Here is an 18904-nt window from a genome sequence, read left to right as displayed (position 1 = left end):
TGAAGATATTATTTAGGAATGGCTCTTCAAACAAAGAAATAAATTAAAGAATAAGAGAAAAGTAATTAATCTAATTTTTTATGTTAGTTATTATCAACAAGACTCATGTTCTATTTTTTGGTTGAAAATTCCTAAAATTAAATTTTAGATTCTAAATAATTGAGCATATCTGTTGTTATTGGTTTTGACAAAAAATCGATAACCATTGGATAATTTTTAGATTTTTGAAGATCTTCGGGATCAATTGTAGAGGAAAGAACAACAATCTTAGTGTTATTTATTTTAGCGTATTTGTCTGTGTTGAAATTTTCCAGGAATTCCCATCCATCCATTACGGGCATATTTAGGTCTAAAAAAATTAAATTAGGTAATTTGTTTTCTTTATGATCTAATATTAAATCTAGGTATTGTAAAGCTTCTTCACCGTTTTTAGCGGTAATAATAGTGTTTGAAAAAGTGGCTTTGCTGATTACTTTTTTACATAACATAAGTGTTATTGGGTCATCATCGACACATAGAATAAGATCTAACATCTATTTGTTTTTAAAAGTTAATGTAATTGTAGTTCCTTGGTTGACTTTACTTTCTATACTTATATTTCCCTTCATAGCTTCTACTTGCGATTTTACTAAATATAAGCCTAAACCCTTACTGTCTGGGTAGTCATGGAATCTTTGATATAGTCCAAAAATTTTATCTTTATTTTTTTCAAGATCAATACCTATACCATTATCTTTAAAAATAAGTTCAACTGAATTGCCGTTTTGTTGAGCAATTATTGCTATTCTAAGTGTTCTGTCTTTAGATTTATATTTTAAAGAATTAGTTAGTAAGTTGAGTAGAATACTTTCTAAATAGGCTTTGTTGGTGTTTAAAACACTTACATTGTCAAGATCAAGTTTTAAAATAGGTTTGTGAGTTTCTATTTGATTATTTAATTGGCTAAACACATTTTCGAAAACATCTTTTAATGAAATATTTTCTTTTTGAATCAAATTATTATCCTTAATAATCATGACTTTTGTTAAGTCTTCGATAGTTTCGTTTAACAAATGAGTTGATTTGTTAAAACCATTAATAATTTCTTTTAATTCAGGATCTTCAATTTCAATGTCTTCTATAAGATTTAATAAGCCTGTTAAATTAGACATTGGAGCTCTTAAATTATGAGAGGTAATGTAAGAGAATTGTTTTAAATCTTTATTGTTTCGGGTAAGCTCTTTAATGAGTTGTTCTTTTTCTTTTTCCTGATTTTTTTCTTCGGTAACATCTCTTTGTATAGAAACCCAATTTGATAATTCATTTTCTGAATTATAAATTGGAATCAATGTAAAACGTAGCCAAAATTCGGTTTTATCCTTTTTATAACATTTTATTTCAAGTCTTGCTTCTTCTTTGTTTTTTATAATTTCAAAGATTCGTTTTAAAACGCTTATGTCAGTATTTTTTCCTCTTAGTACTCCAAGGGAATTATTAATTATTTCTTCCGGATTGTATCCTGTCATATTTGTAAAGGCAGGATTTACATAAATAATTTTTGGTAAAAGATTTTTATTGAAATTAGCTTCAGTAATCACAATAGCTTCTCTGGTTTGTAAGATTACTGTTTCTAATAATTTTAATCGTAATTCTTCTTCCTTTTGTTTAGTGATGTCCTGAAGTGCCCCAATCATTCGAATGGCTTTTCCATTTTCATCTTTTAGAAGAAATCCTCTGTCAAGTACATATTTATAAGTATCGTCAGCACATTTAAAACGATATTCATCTTGCCACTTTTCCGTTTTTTGTTCGATAAAAGAATATAATTTTATTGACATTTTGATACTGTCTTCGGGATGAATATTTCCAAACCACCAACTGGAATTATCTCCTACCTGATCTTCTTCGTATCCAAAAACAGCTTTTATTCCTTTGCTCCAAATCATCTTATCCTCGGGGATTTTCCAATCCCAAATGGTATCACTTGTTGCTCTGGCTACAATATCATATTTTTGATTTGACTCTTTAATTTCATTATTTGTATTTTCTAATTTTTCGAAAATAATTTTACTCTTAGTTTCATTTTTAAATAAAATATATCTAAAGGCAATTCCTGTCAAAATGATTAAAATAAAATCTTTAGATAAATTAAAGAGAAGGTAATCTTCAGGCTTTAAATAAAGGGAAGTAATTTTATATAGAAAAGTCGCCAGCACAACGGCAATAAGTAAGTATATTATTGTTATTTGGTTGGTTTTACTTTTCATTAATCAAATATAATTAATAATTGTTAATAGCAAAATATCTCTGTTAACATATTTCCTGCCTTAAAAGAATAGTATATGTGTTAAACGTTTATTAATTGTAAAGTATTTGAGAAATATTTTTTATATCAAAATAAAGTGTACCTTTGCAGCCATTAAAAATCACAGATGGAATCTATTAGAAACATTGCAATTATTGCCCACGTCGATCACGGTAAAACCACTTTGGTTGATAAAATTATGTATCACTGTCAATTATTTCGTGACAACGAAAACACAGGTGATTTAATTCTTGATAATAACGATTTAGAGCGTGAGAGAGGTATTACTATTACTTCTAAAAACGTTTCGGTTCAATATAAAGGAACAAAAATCAATATTATCGATACTCCTGGTCACGCCGATTTTGGAGGTGAAGTAGAACGTGTATTGAACATGGCTGATGGTGTTTGTTTGTTAGTAGATGCTTTTGAGGGACCAATGCCACAAACTCGTTTTGTATTACAAAAAGCGATTGACTTAGGTCTTAAGCCTTGTGTGGTTATCAATAAAGTTGATAAAGAAAACTGTACTCCGGAAGAAGTTCACGAAAAAGTTTTTGACTTAATGTTTGAATTAGGTGCTACTGAAGAACAATTGGATTTCCCTGCTGTTTACGGTTCAGCTAAAAACAACTGGATGTCTGAAGACTGGAAAGTTCAAACTCAAAACATTGAGCCATTATTAGATATGGTAATTGCGAATGTACCAGCTCCTAAGGTTTCTGAAGGAACTCCTCAAATGTTAATTACCTCTTTAGATTTCTCTTCTTTTACAGGTCGTATAGCTATTGGTCGTCTTGAAAGAGGTGTCTTGACTGAAGGTATGCCAATCTCATTAGTAAAAAGAGACGGAAAAATTATCAAATCTAGAATTAAAGAATTACATACTTTTGAAGGTCTTGGGCGTAAAAAAGTAGAGCAGGTAATTGCAGGTGATATTTGTGCAGTTGTAGGTGTTGAAGGTTTTGAAATTGGTGATACCATAGCTGATTTTGAAAATCCGGAAGCTTTACAAACTATTGCTATTGATGAGCCTACAATGAGTATGTTGTTTACAATTAACGATTCACCTTTCTTTGGTAAAGAAGGTAAATTTGTTACTTCAAGACATATTCGTGAGAGATTGACAAAAGAATTAGAGAAAAACTTAGCGATGAGAGTTGCTGAAACTGATTCTGCTGATAAATTCATGGTTTTTGGTCGTGGTGTATTGCACTTGTCAGTTCTTATTGAAACAATGAGAAGAGAAGGTTACGAATTACAAATTGGTCAGCCACAAGTTATCATCAAAGAAATTGATGGTGTAAAATGTGAGCCAATTGAGGAATTAACTATCGATTTACCAGAAAACCTTTCAGGTAGAGCTGTAGAATTTGTTTCTATCCGTAAAGGAGAAATGCTTTCTATGGAAGGAAAAGGAGAGCGTATGATTGTGAAATTCAACATTCCATCTCGTGGAATCATTGGATTAAGAAATCAATTGCTTACTGCTACTGCCGGTGAAGCTATTATGGCGCACCGTTTCATAGGATACGAACCATACAAAGGAGAAATTCCTGGACGTAATAACGGTTCATTGATTTCTATGGAAAACGGAAAAGCAATTCCTTATTCTATCGATAAATTACAAGATCGTGGTAAATTCTTTGTTGATCCTAACGAAGATATCTACGAAGGACAAGTAATTGGTGAAAATACTCGTAGCGACGATATGACAGTTAACGTTACTAAAACGAAAAAACTTTCTAACGTACGTTCTTCGGGAGCTGATGATAAAGCTAGAATTATTCCAGCTATCAAATTCTCTCTAGAAGAAGCTTTAGAGTACATTCAGAAAGATGAATATGTTGAAGTTACTCCAAAATCTTTACGTTTAAGAAAGATTTATTTAACTGAAAACGATAGAAAAAGATTTAAAATCTAACAGTTTTTAAATACTAATATTAAAAATCCCAAATTCCAATTTTAAGGAGTTTGGGATTCTTTTTTTTTAGTAAATATTGGAATTTGGAATTTCAAAAAATTGGAATTTATTTTATTTATCTTTTTAATGAAAAATGACCTTTTATTTCTTTTCCATTTTCTAGTTTAGCTGTATACCAATAATCATCGGATGGTAATTGTTTTCCATTAAAAGTTCCGTCCCATCCTTGATCTTTTGGATTAATATCTTTTAAAAATTTTCCATATCGGTCAAAAATACGGATAACCGTTTTCGAATTAAACTCTTCATTAATTCCTTTTATGTTCCAATAATCATTAAAGCCATCATTGTTAGGTGTAAAATACCTTGGAACTCCTAAAACAGCGACTGATTGGTTAGCTATTCCGCAGCCATTTTTGTCTTTAACAAGTACTTCATGTATTCCTGCAGGAACATTTTCAAAAAGATTAGCATCTTGATAAGTATTATTATCATCTAAACTATATTCATAATTTCCGATGCCTTCTACAAGAACTAAAATGCTATTGTTGTTACTTAGTTCATTAACTTCTATATCTTTAATTTTAGCAATTTCTGAAGCAGTAACGGTAATTGTTCTTGTTCTGTTGCAACCAGATTGACTGCTCACGATTACACTATAAATACCAGCAGCATTAACATCTAAAGTAACATTAGTTTGACCAATTAATTCTTGATTGTCTTTTGACCAAACGTAAGTGTAATTGCTTGTAGGGCTTCCGTCAAGAATTCCTGCAGCAAGTGTCACAAAGAATTCAGGTAAATTATTACAAACATATACATCGGCAAGACGATTTGAATTAATATCAATATTAGGTTTTGGATTTACTTTAAGTATCAGATGTTGTCCAATACCAAAGCAGCTATTATCTGAATTATTATCTACTCTAACCCATATTTTTTGTTCGTTAGGTGAAATTGTATTTCGATAAGAAGTTGTATTAGTAATTGCATTTGTTTCTGATAATGCATCTGCTTCCGTTTCATAATATTTTATCGAATAATTATTATTTGGAGATGGAAGTGAGGCTAAAATTGTTGGTTCGGCATTGCTAAGATCAAATACTGAAACACCGTCATAATCATCATTGGAAGCATTAATATAATCATCACAATTTTCTAATAAAACATTAAAAGTAGACGGAATTTGAGTGGATGAAACGTTTAATGTAATTTGTGCTACCGAAAAGCATTTGTTTGTATTTTCGATTCGAGACCAAACTATAGTTCCGTTATCAGCAACATAAGCTAATGGATTTGTGATTTTGTTTGTTGTATCATTTGTATTTGCAGCTGCTGATGTTGTAAAATAATTGAAAGTTTCATTTTGGTAATTATTCGAAATCGCATTATTTTTTACTGTCAAATTAAAACTTGTTCTAGCGTCAAAATCGTCATCACATTGTGTAATGCTGATATTTTTGACAGTTGGTAAGCTTAAAATAGATAGTGTTGTTTCATTCGAAATTAAACCACATGAATTTCCGGTTCTGTTAATGAATACTCGGTATTTATATCCGTTCATTAGCTGACTAACTGAATTGATATTTAAAGCAGCTGTTAAAACTCCCGAATAAGTGCTGTTATTAATAAGGTTATTCCAAGAAGTTCCGTCAGTAGAAAGCTGCCATTGATAATTATCTCCATTTACAACTATTGGAATAGTGGTGTTTTGGTTTAGACAAGTAGGTGTAGCTATAGGTTGTGTGGTAATAATTATTGGAGCAGCAGTATCGTAATTTGAATTTGGTGTAGTATAACCATTGGTACGGCTTGTTACAACTCCATTCGAATTTACTGTTGGAGGAAATAAGTTTCCTAATGTACTATTGTTGCTGCTTGTAAAACCAGCTTCAATCACATCAGGACATAAATCGTTATCACTATCAAGATCTCTGTAATTTTTTATTCCATCATTATCTGTATCAGTATTGTTGCTTCCTGTTTCGAAAGCGTCATAAATTCCGTCATTATCGCTATCTAAGTCAAGATAATCAGGAACTCCATCGTTATCAGTATCAATGGGATTAAGTCTTGATTCGAAAATATCATAAATTCCGTTACGATTTGCATCTGTAGTCGAGTTTAAAACAAAACTATTTTCCTGACTTTCTACTATATCAGGAATTCCGTCGTTGTCACTATCAGCATCTAGTTGATCAGGAATTCCATCGTTATCAGAATCTTTAGGTACGCAAACAGTAAAAAACTTTAAGGCACTTCTATTGGTTTCAGTTTCTGAAATATTTCTATGAGTGAAACTAATCGAATTAACTAAATGAGTCAAAAATTTAAAAGTACCCGTTCCTGCTGCCAAAGGAACAATTCCGTTTAATTGGAATCGAATTTCGAACGAAGAATATTCGGTAACACCACTTTCGTAAATGCCATCATAATTAGTATCAATTAACAATTGATTATTAGGATTAAGTACAGTGATTGTTTTGTCTACATCAGTTGCAAGAACATATTCGGTATTTGCATTTAGTAAGTTTGCTGAATTTGTAGCTGATACATATTCGACTCCTATGCTTATTGGTTTGGCAAAAGTTATTGTATATTTTGTGAAATTTCCTTTTCCAACCGGAATTGCAGAAACAAGATTGCCATCTGAGTTTCCTCTAAAAGAAATTGGATAAGCAATAGTAGATTTCGAAACACTTCCAGTAAAAGAGTTTGAATAAGTACCAATATTAATAGTACCAGCAGTAATATTTGAAAGATTTACATTCTGATTTCCGTATGATTCCGTACAATTAGTAATTCCGTCATTGTCGTTGTCAAGGTCGATATTATCATTTATACTATCATTGTCAACATCAGTAGGGCAGTTGCTTACTGGGATAATATCAGAGAAAGCGGTGGTTCCGCATCCTGAAATACTGGCTTTTACCTGATAAAATCCAGGTTGTGCGGGAGAATAGGAATTAGAATTGGCATTTGGAATAGAAGTATTATTGAAAAACCATTCAAAAGTATCATAATTTAAAATTGTACTTACATGTAAAACTAAATTAGGAATACAATTTGATGTTCCAACATTGATTTTGTCTGAACTAATTTCAGGCTTGGTATCAAATCCTGAGTAATAACCGCCATAGGTTGCAGCTCCATTTGTACCAAAATAAGACACATAAACCTGCTTGTCCGATTTCACACTTACGTTACCGTTAAGACCATTGACTGTGTAGCGAACATAATCAGCAGTTCCTGTAATAGCAATAGGAGTAGCATTAATAGGATTGTTATTTATTAAAACATTTGCTCCAGTTTCGGTCACTATATTTATTCCTCCTGCAAAAGTTGTAGTGCCAATGGCTTGAATTTGTGGAATATTGTCAACAATATTAGGAGTAGCGCAATTCAATGGAGGAACAAAAAACATATTTTGATTAGCGGCCGGACTATTTGTGATGGCATTTGCCTGATTATAAATAGGAGCTAATCCTCCTATACTTTGATAAGCAAAGATTTTTTCAGAAGCGCTGACATATAAATTACCGTTAACAAATTGACTTCCATCAATAGCTACATAATCACCAGCATTGACGAGTGTTGTAAACGGAGTTGTACTGCCATTTATATAAATAGCTGTATTAGGATTATGTGCAATCAATAGAACTCGTTCTAATTCATCAGGTCCTAATCCTTTTACAAAAATGTAATCTTTACCAGTTTTTTCGAAAGAAACAATTTGATCAAAGCCAAGATCACGACCATTAGGATTGCCATTACGTAGTGCGGTACTGTTGCTGCCTCCAAATGAACCCGAATTAACCACAACAGCTTTGTCTGATTCGACTAGCGCACCTATTAATTTAGCACTGTTATTAGGAATATTTTGGATGTTTTCTAAAGCAATAACATAACTCTCGTTTTTATTTAAATTAACCGTAATAGGGCCATTTACAATAAAACCATTTACTAAAACGGTTCCATTTGGAATATTAGAAATAGTGACAGTAGTATTGTTCTCGGTGGCGAGTATAGATCCAAAATTAAGTAATGTAGGGTCAAATAAAGGATTTAACATAGCACCAAGTCTAAATGTTGTTCCTAAAGCACTATTTCCTTTAGAAACGAGACCTCCTGCGTGATTATAGCTGCTTCTGTCATCATTAGCATTTGCATTGATTCTGACACTAACATATATTAAATCTTCGGCTTCAATGATATATCCTTTATTTGTGATTTTTCCGGTGATTCCTTTTGGAGTTAATAATTGAGTGTTATCGCCTCTTCCTATCGAATAAATATAAGGTGAAGTGTTGCTAACTGTAGCATTTATAATTTGGCCGCCAATAGCAATTATTTTTATACCAACGTTTTTTGTACTGGGAGTTGAAATATATAAATAATGATCTTCAGCATGCATGCTTTCATTTTGACTTGTAATTGGCGGAATATAATGCGTTTTACTAAACTGTGCCCAACAGTTTACTGCCATTAAAAGAAAACATACTAAAATTAACTTTCTCATTAGATAAATTTATTAACTATAAATTGTTCTATCTTTTTAATGAAAAATGACCTTTTATTTTTTTGCCATCTTCAAAAATTAGACTGAACCAATAATCATCAGCAGGAAGTAAGAGACCGTTTAGAGTTCCGTTCCAATTTAAATTTGAAGAATTAAATTGTTTTAACAGTTTTCCGTAACGATCAAAAATATGTATGGTAGCCGGGGGCAGCAAATTTAAATTTTTAATTGTCCAAAAGTCATTGTAGCCATCACCATTTGGCGTAAAGTATTTAGGATAATCTAAAATACTAAAAGAAAATGGATTAGAGATACCACAACCGTTTTTATCTTTAGCAAATGCTGTATAATTTCCTGCGGGAATATTTTCAAAACTTGGACTATCCTGATAATGATTTCCATCTATAGAAAATTCATAATCACTCGAACCTGTATATTCAATAGTAGCTGAATTTTTATTTCCTCCAAAATGAGTTGTATTTACAGCTGTTATTGTTGCCACCCGATTAGGAATATCATTAGAAAGTTCTAATGTTAATTCGGCATAATTAAAGCAATTGTAAGGATTAGCAACTTTAGCAATTAGTGTTTGCGGATGCGATTTATTAGTATAATTAGTTGTGTTTAAAATAGGATTAGTATCAGCTATTGCGTCATTCAAATTTTCGAAAAAAGTGATAGTACCTAAATTAGGAATGTTATTTTTTATCTCAGTTTCAGCCAGTGTTAAATCAAAAAATGATTTTCCATCATTATCAATATCACATTGAATTAAATTACTGTTTTTTAAAATAATTTCAGGAGTGTATTCAATTGTAACAGCATTAGTAACAAAACAGGTAGATGGATTTAAGGTTATTTCAACTGTATAAATTCCGGGACTTTTTACAGTGTATGATGGATTATTTTCAGAGTTTAATAAAATCCCGTCTTTGTACCATTTATAGGTATAAGTTGGTGACAGTTTTGTGTCAAGAATATAATCTTCGCCAAAGCAAACAGCATTATTTGTAGCCAATAATTTGTCGGTTCCTAAATCAACATTAGAATTAAAACTACCTGCTTCAATAAAAACTGCCGAATCATAATAGTCCACTCTATCATCAGCAATAACTAATTTGATATGATAAGTTGTACCTGGTATTACATTAGCAGAAGCATTTAAAACCTTAGTTTGTCCGGCATAATTAATAGGACTCAAATTAGCAGGATTATCATTGTATTGTCCAAAATAGTTTTCGTTACTTGCAGGACAGGTTTTTAGTTTGCCTTTGTCATTAAAATTAATTGCCGGATGAATATTAGTAGACGAAACTGCTATTGTAGTATTAGGTATTACAGCTAAATTTTGATAAGCTGCTGTACTTCCTTTTTCCTTGATCAAAAAAGCAAAACCATCTGAGTAATGACAAGGAAAATCATCCTGATACTCATTGGAAGCAAAAAAATAATTAAAATTAATATTGTTTGTGAGCGGTGTAAAGTCAAATTCGAGAACAGTGGCGTTGATTGAATTTATATTAAGCGCTTGATTTAAATCAGTGTCACCAAGCCATAAATTACCTCCGCCGCCTAGGTTTCTAACAAATGGACCTTCAGATTGCGTACTGCTCCAGGTACTTAAAACAATTCCTGAACGAAACGGAAAGTTAGCATTAGTATTAATAAAAGTACCATAACTGTTTTTTCCCAGAGTGAAATTATCTCCGGAAACAAATGGATTCGCGGTTTCAATGCAGGAACTATTACTAGTCAATAAATTAACGAGTTCATCGGCAATTTTAGCATCATTAACACTAATAAACTGGGCTTGCAGTTGTGTGCTGATGGAAAAAATAATAAAACAATATAATAAAATAATTTGCGAGGCTTTCATAGGCCTGCAAAGTTAGTATAATTCTCTGTTTTGTAGCGATTTGATTTTTTGTTTAAAGCTTCAATGTATAAAATTAACAAACTTCATTTTCAATTAAGAGAGAAGCGTGTTTCAATTTTTCGGCATTAAGGGGCTTTATGATATAATCTTTTACAATAGGATATTTTTTTGTCATTTCTAAATCAGAAGGATCGATAGAAGAGGAAACGATGAAAACGATTATTTTTTTCGAAAATTCTATTAGAGTAAATTCGTCTAAAAATTGCCAGCCATCAAGTATTGGCATATTTAAGTCTAATAAAATAACATCAGGCAGTTTTGATGGAGTAGAAGCATTGTTTTTAAGTTCGTCTAAGGCTGTTTGAGGGTTGAAAAATGAAATAATTTCATCACAAAAATTGTTTTTTGAGATGAGCATACTCATTAATTTAATAGATAACTTATCATCATCGATGACATAAGTAATTTTATTTTTCATTAAAATATAGTTTAAAAGTGCTTCCTAGTCCTTCTTGACTTTCCAGCTCAATTTTACCTTTCATGACTTCAATTTGATTTTTTACTATGAATAAACCAATGCCTTTAGCATCTTCATTGCCGTGAAAGGTTTTGTACATTCCAAATAGTTTATGCTTGTTTTTATCCAGATTGATGCCTAAGCCATTGTCTTTGAAATTGATAATCTGGAAACCATCTTTTGCTTCATAGCTAATTTCTAATTGAGGAGCTCTTTTTGGCGATTGGTATTTTACAGCATTACTCAGCAAATTTTGTATAATATTGTCTAGATAAGCAGGAATCGCGTTTATTGTTAAATCGTTTGGTATTGTATCTGTAATTGTAATTTGACTCTTAAAAGGTTCAGCAAGTTTTTCAATTTCTGATTTTAAGTTAATCGTTGTTTTTTTAATGTTTACATTCTTTTTTATGGTAATCATTTCATTCAAATTCTCGATAGTATCAGACAGTTTTTCTGTTGCTTCTTTGAACATATCGATGAATGATAGTTTTTCATTTACATCATCTGTATTTTCGATTACATCTAAAACCATTAGTAAATTACTGGTATGCGAACGAATATTATGCGAAACAATATGCGCAAAATTCAATAGCTTATTGTTTTGTTGACTGGTAACTTGCAGAATGTTATTTAATTCCAGTTCTTTCTCTTTTGCAGCGGTAACATCTCTGCCAATAGCAATAAATTTGCTGCAATTTCCATCATTATCAAATACAGGAGTAATGTTTAATTCAAGCCAATATTTTTCTTTATGTTTATTATAATGTTGAAAAACAACTTTGATTTCTTTTTTGTCTTTTATTGCCTGAGAAATTTTTTCAAAAGTTTCGCAATTGATTTCTGATTCAAATGACAGGTAATTTGGCGGATGCCCAATAATTTCATCTAATGTCAAACCCGTAAGTTTCATATAGGCCTGATTTGCCCAAATGGCTTTTCCTTCGGCACTAGTGATAATAATACTATCGGTAGTTTCAGAAGCAACAAGAGATAAAAGCGCCAGATTTTCTTCAATTTGCTTTTTCTTAGTCATGTTTCTAAAAAAACAAACCAAATAACTTTGATTATCAATTACAAACGTTCTTCCGGAGGCAACCTGAACAGGAATAATGAATCCGTTTTTACTTTTTATATTGGTTTCTTTAACGAAATAAGTGTTTAGCTTGATTTTATTTCGGATATAAGACTGAATTTCCGATTTATGGTCTAAAGGGAATAAAATAGAATTATGAAAGCCTATTAATTCGGTATCATTATAACCTGTGAGTTCATACGCCCGATTATTACAATCAGTAATATTCCCAGTTTCAGTATCAAAAATAATAATAGCGTCATTAGCGCTGGAAAAAACAGATGAGAATTTCTCAGCTGCCGATTCCATAACCATGGCACGTTCTTCTTCTAAACTAATGTCCTTAAAAGTACCGTAAATTCGAACAGGCTTATCATCAATTACATCAACCTGACATATACAGTCCAGGGTTTTAATTGTTTTATTAGCTGTCGTTATTTGAAATTTGCCGTGAATTGGTATTTTGTATTTGGTCGCTTGTTGTATAAGTGTTTTTAAATCGATTAAATTTTTTCTGTTTATAAAATTAGAAAGGTTTTTATAATCAGGGATAAAAGATTCAGCTACTTCAAATAGTTCTTTGGTTTTAGTATCCCAAAAAAGAGTATTTGTTTTTAAATTGACTTCCCAAATTCCAATTTCAAAAATTTCTTTAATACAAAATTCCTGTTTATTTTTCATAAAAAGTTATTGTAACGCATTACATTGATTTTTGTTTTGGGGGTTATGTCTATATTTAAAATATACGAATTTTCTAGGTGTTTTAGTAGGTGTTTATACGTAACTAATTCATCTTAAAAAATAAAAATACTTAACTATACTACAGCATACAAATAAAATCGATGAACAACATCTTTTTCTTTAAGGCTACTATATGTGTTGAAAAATCACTTATTCCTAGCGGTTGGTAATCAGTAATTAAGTGTTTTTTAGAATTCTAACTCATTTTTTTGTTTCGGGATTATTCTGGTTTATTTTTTAAAAATCAGCTTTCAAATAATTAGCGTAAATTTGCATAAATAATACTGTGAATGAGCGATATTTCTCCATTGTTTAAAAAGCCAAGTTATCCTATAAACGAGTCGCTTTTAGATTACTTAGAACGTTTTGACCGAATTTCAAAAGTTGCCATTTCTTATGATGATTTATTGCGATTTTCAGGTTCCATAAATGTTTATGATAAGTTTGATAAAGACACTTTATGGGTACGTGTTTTTTATAATGAATATGAAAGAGCAGAAATTGATTTGTATTTAAAGAAAGTCTATTCTTTACTACATTCAGATGGAAATTCGGATATCATCAAATTTTTGAATGTCGATGCGATTGATTACTGTACTTTCGGAAATTCGAAACCTTTTCGAATAAAAGTTCGAAATGTACTCAATGATAACTATGTACATTTTTACATAAAAAAAGCCGATGCTTCGCGTATTTATGGTTTAGAATTAGAGCATATTCTATCGCCTGATAAAATCAATTTTTTGGTGTATAAAGACACATTGATTGAAGAACATATTATAGGAATTCCGGGCGATGTTTTTATAGAAACATTGTTAGAAAGTTGTTCTGAAACCGAAAAATCTCAAATAGCTAAAGAGTTTGTTAAGTTTAATGAACGTTGTATGATTCGTCTTTTAGGCGATATGCGGGCTTACAATTACGTAATTGTACCTATTCATGATTTTGATCAGGTAGTGTATAAAATTAGAGCCATTGATTTTGATCAGCAATGTTACGAAGGAAATTTTAAAATTTATCGTCCGCAGTTTTTCAAGGAAAATTTTCCGATGATACAATTGATAAAAGAAAAATTGCAGGATAGTTCTATTGAACAATATAAGAACGAAGAACGTGCGGCTTTGGCCAAAAGAATTCTTTCTGCCGAAACACGAATCCAGAAAATACTTCGAATCATGTCTAATGATAATATTGCTCCTGATGCGCATTTGAAACAATTAAAATTAGAGTTGTATCGTTATACCAATGATTTGAATTTTAAAAATGCGACTTCTATGGGATATGTTCTTAGTGCCGCTTTTAAATTTGTTACCAGAAATTTCAAACATCCTGATTTGTTTAAACCAGGTTTATAAAATAAATTTTATGATCAAAAAGATTTTACCTATCGTTTTATTGTCGTCTTTATTATGTTTTTGTCAAAGAAATCCGGCTATAATTGCTGAACTTTATGCTTTACCAAAAAAGTTGAAAGAAGTTTCAGGAATTGTTTTTACTACGAATTCTCAGCTAGCCTGGGTTCTTGAAGATAGTGGCAATGCCAATGAAATTTACGGATTAAACAGCGAAGGAAAACTGAAGAAAACAATAACCATTGCTAAAACCCAAAATATAGATTGGGAAGATATCACAAAGGATAGCAGGGAAAATCTGTACATTGGCGATTTTGGAAATAATGATAATATTCGAAAAGACTTAGCAATTTATAAAATTGATAAAGATTCTTTGTATAATGAATCAGTGACTCCTTCGTATAAAATTAGTTTTGCTTATCCTGAACAAACTCAATTTCCGCCAAAGAAAACAGAACTTTTTTATGATGTTGAAGCTTTCATTGAATACCAGAATAATTTTTATTTGTTTACTAAAAATCGAAGCAAAGGTTTTGATGGAACTACATTTTTGTACAAAGTTCCTAACAAAGCAGGATTTCATCAGGCAAAATTATTAGGAAAGTTCAAAGCCGAAGGCGGTTACCAAAATGCAGCAATAACAAGTGCGACCATTAGTCCTGATGGCAAAAAAGTGGTTTTGTTAAGTCACAGCCAAATATGGATTTTTGATAATTTTAAATCGGATAATTTTTTCTTGGGAAAAGTAAAAAGAGTACAACTTAATCATTATTCGCAAAAAGAAGCGATTTGTTTTAAAGACAATTCCACCCTTTTAATTGCCGATGAAAAGACAAAAAAAATAGGTGGAATTGTGTATGAACTCAATTTAAATTCAATTAATTAAAATCCAAAACCTAGCCCGAAACTAATTCGGGCTTTGTCATCAGTACTTTTAAAATAGCTGAGTTTTGCTGTTAATGTGTTGATTCCGTTCAGCCATAAACCGCCGCCTACAGCCTGATGCCATTTGTCTGAAGTTTCTCCGTCGAGCCAGACTCTTCCGTAGTCGTAACCTCCAAAAAAGCCATAAGACATTGGTACAATACTGTTTTTGATTTTTCCAATAGAAAAACGAAGATCACTACTTTGAAAAAACGAATGATTTCCTAGAAAACGTTGATTTCGATAACCTCTTAAATCATAATCTCCGCCTAAAGCAGCGCCCTGATAAAATTCGAAATTATTGTTTAAAATCATTTTTCCTTTTAATAAAGTGGCCAATACAATTTTTCCTTGTTTGTCTATTTTATGATTAAAATTGATTTTTGATTCTAATGTTGGGAAATTTTGTTTGCTATCATCAAGATTTGTTTTCCAGTTAGCCGAAATTAAAAATCCCATTCCCATTGTTGGTAATGAAGCATTATCATAATTTTCATAACCATATTCAATTGTAGCTCCGGCAAATTGCTGATGATTGAAAATGTCAGGATTTACAATATCAGGAATCGAAATAAAACGGTCAGCAGTATTTTCTACATTAAAGTTTTCATACGCAAGCTGAAAATTAATGCGGCTTCCTAATCGATCTATTTTTTCAATTTTAGGAGCAAACTTGAGCATTCGAATGCGAACTCTGTTGTAATCCATTCCATCTGTTTTATCAGAGTTTGGATTGTTGTTTCCGTAACCAAAGTAGTTTATGGCAAAATTTGGACTTGTAAATTGAGAGTCAAAACCAAAATTCCATTTTCCTATTATTTTCGGAGCATCAAAATGGTATCCTAATTCAAAACCATCAGTCGCAAAATAATAATTAGCTTTTAAAACATGCTTAAAAGTATACGGATTTTGCTTGAAATGATTTACAGTATAATTAGCAATAATTCCTAATTTCACTCCGTCATCAGGATTAAAACCTATAGTTGGCAAACCTGAAAAAGCATTGTATTTCGGCTTTTCATAATTGTATAAGTTGGTTTCATAATCATCTGTTAAACGTTTTTTTGTGCTGGAATTAATATTAAAATTGTTCTTTTTCGACTTAAAATCAATGATAGTAATGTTTTTTCCATTGGCAATATTATAGCTGTCATTATTTTGACCTCCAATTAGTTTTATTCTAATATCTGATTTTTGAACACCTTCAAAATCAAAAACGTCTTCGTCATCTAAACCGTAAATCCAGATGTTTTTTGTCGAATGTTTGTCGTAGGTTTTATTAAAAACAAGTTCTTCTCCTTCTTTTTTGCTTCGTAAAACGGTGATTTCAACTTTGTTTTTAGAAATAGATTTAATACGGAAAATGTCTTTTTTATTGGTGCCAACAACAATTGCTGTTTTTTCTAAAATTTTATTGTATTGCTTTGCATAAGCGATTAATGCTGTTTTTCGGTGTTTTAATTTTTGTTTTATCCCTGCTATTGTTTCGTCTTGAATTTCAGTTGGCAAACTATTAAAAGCTGTATCAATACTTTCGTCAGTCAAATTCTCTTCGATAAATTTAGCTTGTGCAATCCATTCGTTTTCGGTAGCACTTTTTAATAATGCTAAATCTAATGGATAAGGTTCTCTATTGAACCATTTTACATTTTTAATATCATTTTTAAAACTTTGCATGTGTCGCAACGCTGGAATATTCATCAATAATGATAATAAAGTGCCATCATATTTTGAAAAGGCCTGATCACGGTCACGAGGAATAGGTTTGTAAATAATTTTGTTAGCTGTTTTATATTCTGCCCATCGCCATTGATCGTAATGTCTGTCCCAGTCACCAATTAGCATGTCAAATAAACGGGCTTTTATATATTCGTTTTCGTCAATAGCATATTTTTCGTCTTTTTCTAAATTTTCAAGTAAATCATTAGTTCCAATAATTGACTCTGATTTTCCAAAACTTACCAACTCTTTTTGACTGTCTGAAGGTCTTTCTTCAACCAGATAAAGTTCGTCCCCGAAGTTGGTATTGAACTCACCCAATGCTTTGTGTTTTGGAATATAATAAAGCTTTGGATTACTGTGTAAAACACCAATTTTATCCGCCAGATTTCCAACAGCCAGCGGAGTATAAGGATGCGAACTGGTATAAAAATCATAAAGAAAATTCTCGGCAAAAGTGTTTTCGAATTCGTTTTCTACATACTGATCTTTGAAAGCAACACTTTGTAAAAAACGCCCAACACTTTTCTTCAAGGCACGCATTACATATTCTCTTCCTTGAGAATCATCAAGACGCAAGGATTTAGACTGGTGTCCGCCACCGGCTCTCATTGGCGTAACGCCGCCATAAAGTTGGTCTAAAGTAACAACAGGAACATCGATAGGAGTGCTGTAATATTTTCGATAATGTTTACCAAAAAGAAAATTATAGAATCCACTTTTTGAAGTCATTTTAGCATTGTAAACGGATGCTTTTGTATTAGAAGCAAAAGAATCCGGATAAGTAATTGTGTCTGTTTTTTTAGGTTCGAAAATAGTTTTTTGAAACAAAATTGTAGTTTGATTGTTTTCAATTCCGTAGAAATGCACAACTGATTTCCCGTTTTTATAAGTGGTTAATGTTGCGAAACCATTTTTACCATACGAAAAATCATTAGCGTTAATAGCTCTGGCTGCTTCTGATTTTGATCCGGCACCACTGATTATCTGGTGGATTTTTTCGCTTTCAATATATTGTAAATTATGATCGTGTCCCGAAACAACAATTACATTTTCCTGATGTTGTAACAGCGTTTTGATACGTTTTATTAAAAGTTGGTATTGCTTGTTTTGAAGGTCCTGCGGACTAACTCCAGATGTTTTTCGTAAGAAATTAACAAACGATCCTACTACAGGCAATGGGATTTTTTGTTCTAGTGGAAATAGTTGTTTTTCAAGCGAAAACTGTCCGCCATGCGTTCCGTTACTCATTAATGGATGATGGATAGCAACAACTACAGTTTTGTCCTTGTTTTTGTTTAAAATACTTTCAAATTCTTCAAAAAAATCTTCACGTGTTTTTATCGTACAATCATCGTTGATAGTTGGAATTTTATCCCAATCTTCTAAAAACCATTGACTGTCAATCGTAACCAGACAAACCTGATCATTTATTTTTTTGTCATCAATAGGGCAGCTGTTAGCAGGAAGAAAAGCTTTCTTTTCGTTCAAATAATTGTTAACTATTTTTTCCTGACGTTTTAATCCGTTAATGCCTGAATACCAATCGTGATTTCCAGGAATAAATATAGTTTTACCTTTAAAATTTTTCGAAATAGCTAATTGTGCTTCGATTTTTTCTAAAGCAATTTTATACTCTTTAGTTTCAGATTTGCCTGGCATTCCTTTAGGATAAATATTATCTCCCAGAAAAAGCAGTGTAGCATTTTTATCTGATTGCTGAAGCTGTTCTTGTAAAGATTTCAGAATTTTTTGCGCTTTTTCTTCATCAGCATTTCCTGCATCGCCAATTAAAAAAAAACGGTGTGCAATTTTTGTTGTATCCTTGTCGTTAGTAAATGTGATTTTTTTCGAATTTTTTCCAAATTGTGAATCGTGTGTTGCACAAGAACTAATGATTAAAAGCGCAACAACGGAGTAGAAAAATAGTTTAATTTTGATGAATCGCATAACTGGAAACAATTTCATAATTT

Annotated in this window: 10 protein-coding genes; 3 read left to right on the top strand and 7 right to left on the bottom strand. The window is 31.4% G+C overall.

What is annotated here, in order from left to right; all coding sequences use genetic code 11:
- Positions 1-137: 137 nt before the first annotated feature.
- On the bottom strand, positions 138-533 hold the full coding sequence (locus FEM21_RS02805) for a response regulator (protein WP_035657519.1): 396 nt from the start codon (positions 531-533) through the stop codon (positions 138-140).
- Positions 534-2246, bottom strand: coding sequence for a PAS domain-containing sensor histidine kinase (locus FEM21_RS02800; protein WP_035657518.1), 1713 nt, complete (start codon positions 2244-2246; stop codon positions 534-536).
- 165 nt (positions 2247-2411) lie between these two features.
- On the opposite strand from FEM21_RS02800, the gene typA reads away from it, so the two are divergent.
- Complete coding sequence (gene typA, locus FEM21_RS02795; RefSeq protein ID WP_035657517.1) at positions 2412-4208, top strand: translational GTPase TypA; 1797 nt, start codon at positions 2412-2414, stop codon at positions 4206-4208.
- A gap of 115 nt (positions 4209-4323) precedes the next feature.
- Here the strand turns inward: typA and FEM21_RS02790 are convergent, their stop codons facing one another.
- The 4 genes from FEM21_RS02790 to FEM21_RS16120 all read right to left on the bottom strand — a co-directional run bounded on the left by FEM21_RS02790 (position 4324) and on the right by FEM21_RS16120 (position 12876).
- A complete protein-coding gene (locus tag FEM21_RS02790; RefSeq protein ID WP_035657515.1) occupies positions 4324-8727 on the bottom strand; it encodes a T9SS type B sorting domain-containing protein in 4404 nt (1467 codons plus the stop codon).
- A gap of 28 nt (positions 8728-8755) precedes the next feature.
- Positions 8756-10603, bottom strand: a complete 1848-nt coding sequence (locus tag FEM21_RS02785) for a T9SS type B sorting domain-containing protein (RefSeq protein ID WP_051627465.1) — start codon at positions 10601-10603, stop codon at positions 8756-8758.
- Between the two features lie 73 nt (positions 10604-10676).
- Positions 10677-11081, bottom strand: a complete 405-nt coding sequence (locus FEM21_RS02780) for a response regulator (RefSeq protein ID WP_035657512.1) — start codon at positions 11079-11081, stop codon at positions 10677-10679.
- A complete protein-coding gene (locus FEM21_RS16120; RefSeq protein WP_051627464.1) occupies positions 11071-12876 on the bottom strand; it encodes a sensor histidine kinase in 1806 nt (601 codons plus the stop codon). Before FEM21_RS16120 ends, FEM21_RS02780 begins: the two co-directional genes overlap by 11 nt.
- Positions 12877-13226: 350 nt before the next feature.
- Here FEM21_RS16120 and FEM21_RS02770 point away from each other — a divergent pair, with 350 nt between their 5' ends.
- Together FEM21_RS02770 and FEM21_RS02765 are read left to right on the top strand one after the other, a co-directional pair.
- Positions 13227-14291, top strand: coding sequence for a hypothetical protein (locus FEM21_RS02770; RefSeq protein ID WP_035657509.1), 1065 nt, complete (start codon positions 13227-13229; stop codon positions 14289-14291).
- A 13-nt stretch (positions 14292-14304) separates the two neighbouring features.
- Positions 14305-15174 (top strand): hypothetical protein, encoded by an 870-nt coding sequence (locus FEM21_RS02765; protein ID WP_035657532.1) that lies wholly within the window; start codon positions 14305-14307, stop codon positions 15172-15174.
- On the opposite strand, the gene FEM21_RS02760 is transcribed toward FEM21_RS02765, so the two are convergent.
- A complete protein-coding gene (locus tag FEM21_RS02760) occupies positions 15171-18899 on the bottom strand; it encodes a metallophosphoesterase (protein WP_035657506.1) in 3729 nt (1242 codons plus the stop codon). The two genes, FEM21_RS02765 and FEM21_RS02760, sit on opposite strands and share 4 nt — an antisense overlap.
- Positions 18900-18904 lie beyond the last annotated feature (5 nt).

Source organism: Flavobacterium seoulense (assembly GCF_000695795.1).
In the GTDB taxonomy this organism is placed as follows: Bacteria; Bacteroidota; Bacteroidia; order Flavobacteriales; family Flavobacteriaceae; genus Flavobacterium; species Flavobacterium seoulense.
Note: the sequence above shows the minus strand (reverse complement) of the source record. Positions and strands in the feature narration are given on the sequence as shown.

What these genes read in the sequence shown, in the direction of transcription:
- FEM21_RS02805 (WP_035657519.1), bottom strand. Translation starts at nt 533, where the DNA reads ATGTTAGATCTTATTCTATGTGTCGATGATGACCCAATAACACTTATG.
- FEM21_RS02800 (WP_035657518.1), bottom strand. Translation starts at nt 2,246, where the DNA reads ATGAAAAGTAAAACCAACCAAATAACAATAATATACTTACTTATTGCC.
- typA (WP_035657517.1), top strand. Translation starts at nt 2,412, where the DNA reads ATGGAATCTATTAGAAACATTGCAATTATTGCCCACGTCGATCACGGT.
- FEM21_RS02790 (WP_035657515.1), bottom strand. Translation starts at nt 8,727, where the DNA reads ATGAGAAAGTTAATTTTAGTATGTTTTCTTTTAATGGCAGTAAACTGT.
- FEM21_RS02785 (WP_051627465.1), bottom strand. Translation starts at nt 10,603, where the DNA reads ATGAAAGCCTCGCAAATTATTTTATTATATTGTTTTATTATTTTTTCC.
- FEM21_RS02780 (WP_035657512.1), bottom strand. Translation starts at nt 11,081, where the DNA reads ATGAAAAATAAAATTACTTATGTCATCGATGATGATAAGTTATCTATT.
- FEM21_RS16120 (WP_051627464.1), bottom strand. Translation starts at nt 12,876, where the DNA reads ATGAAAAATAAACAGGAATTTTGTATTAAAGAAATTTTTGAAATTGGA.
- FEM21_RS02770 (WP_035657509.1), top strand. Translation starts at nt 13,227, where the DNA reads ATGAGCGATATTTCTCCATTGTTTAAAAAGCCAAGTTATCCTATAAAC.
- FEM21_RS02760 (WP_035657506.1), bottom strand. Translation starts at nt 18,899, where the DNA reads ATGAAATTGTTTCCAGTTATGCGATTCATCAAAATTAAACTATTTTTC.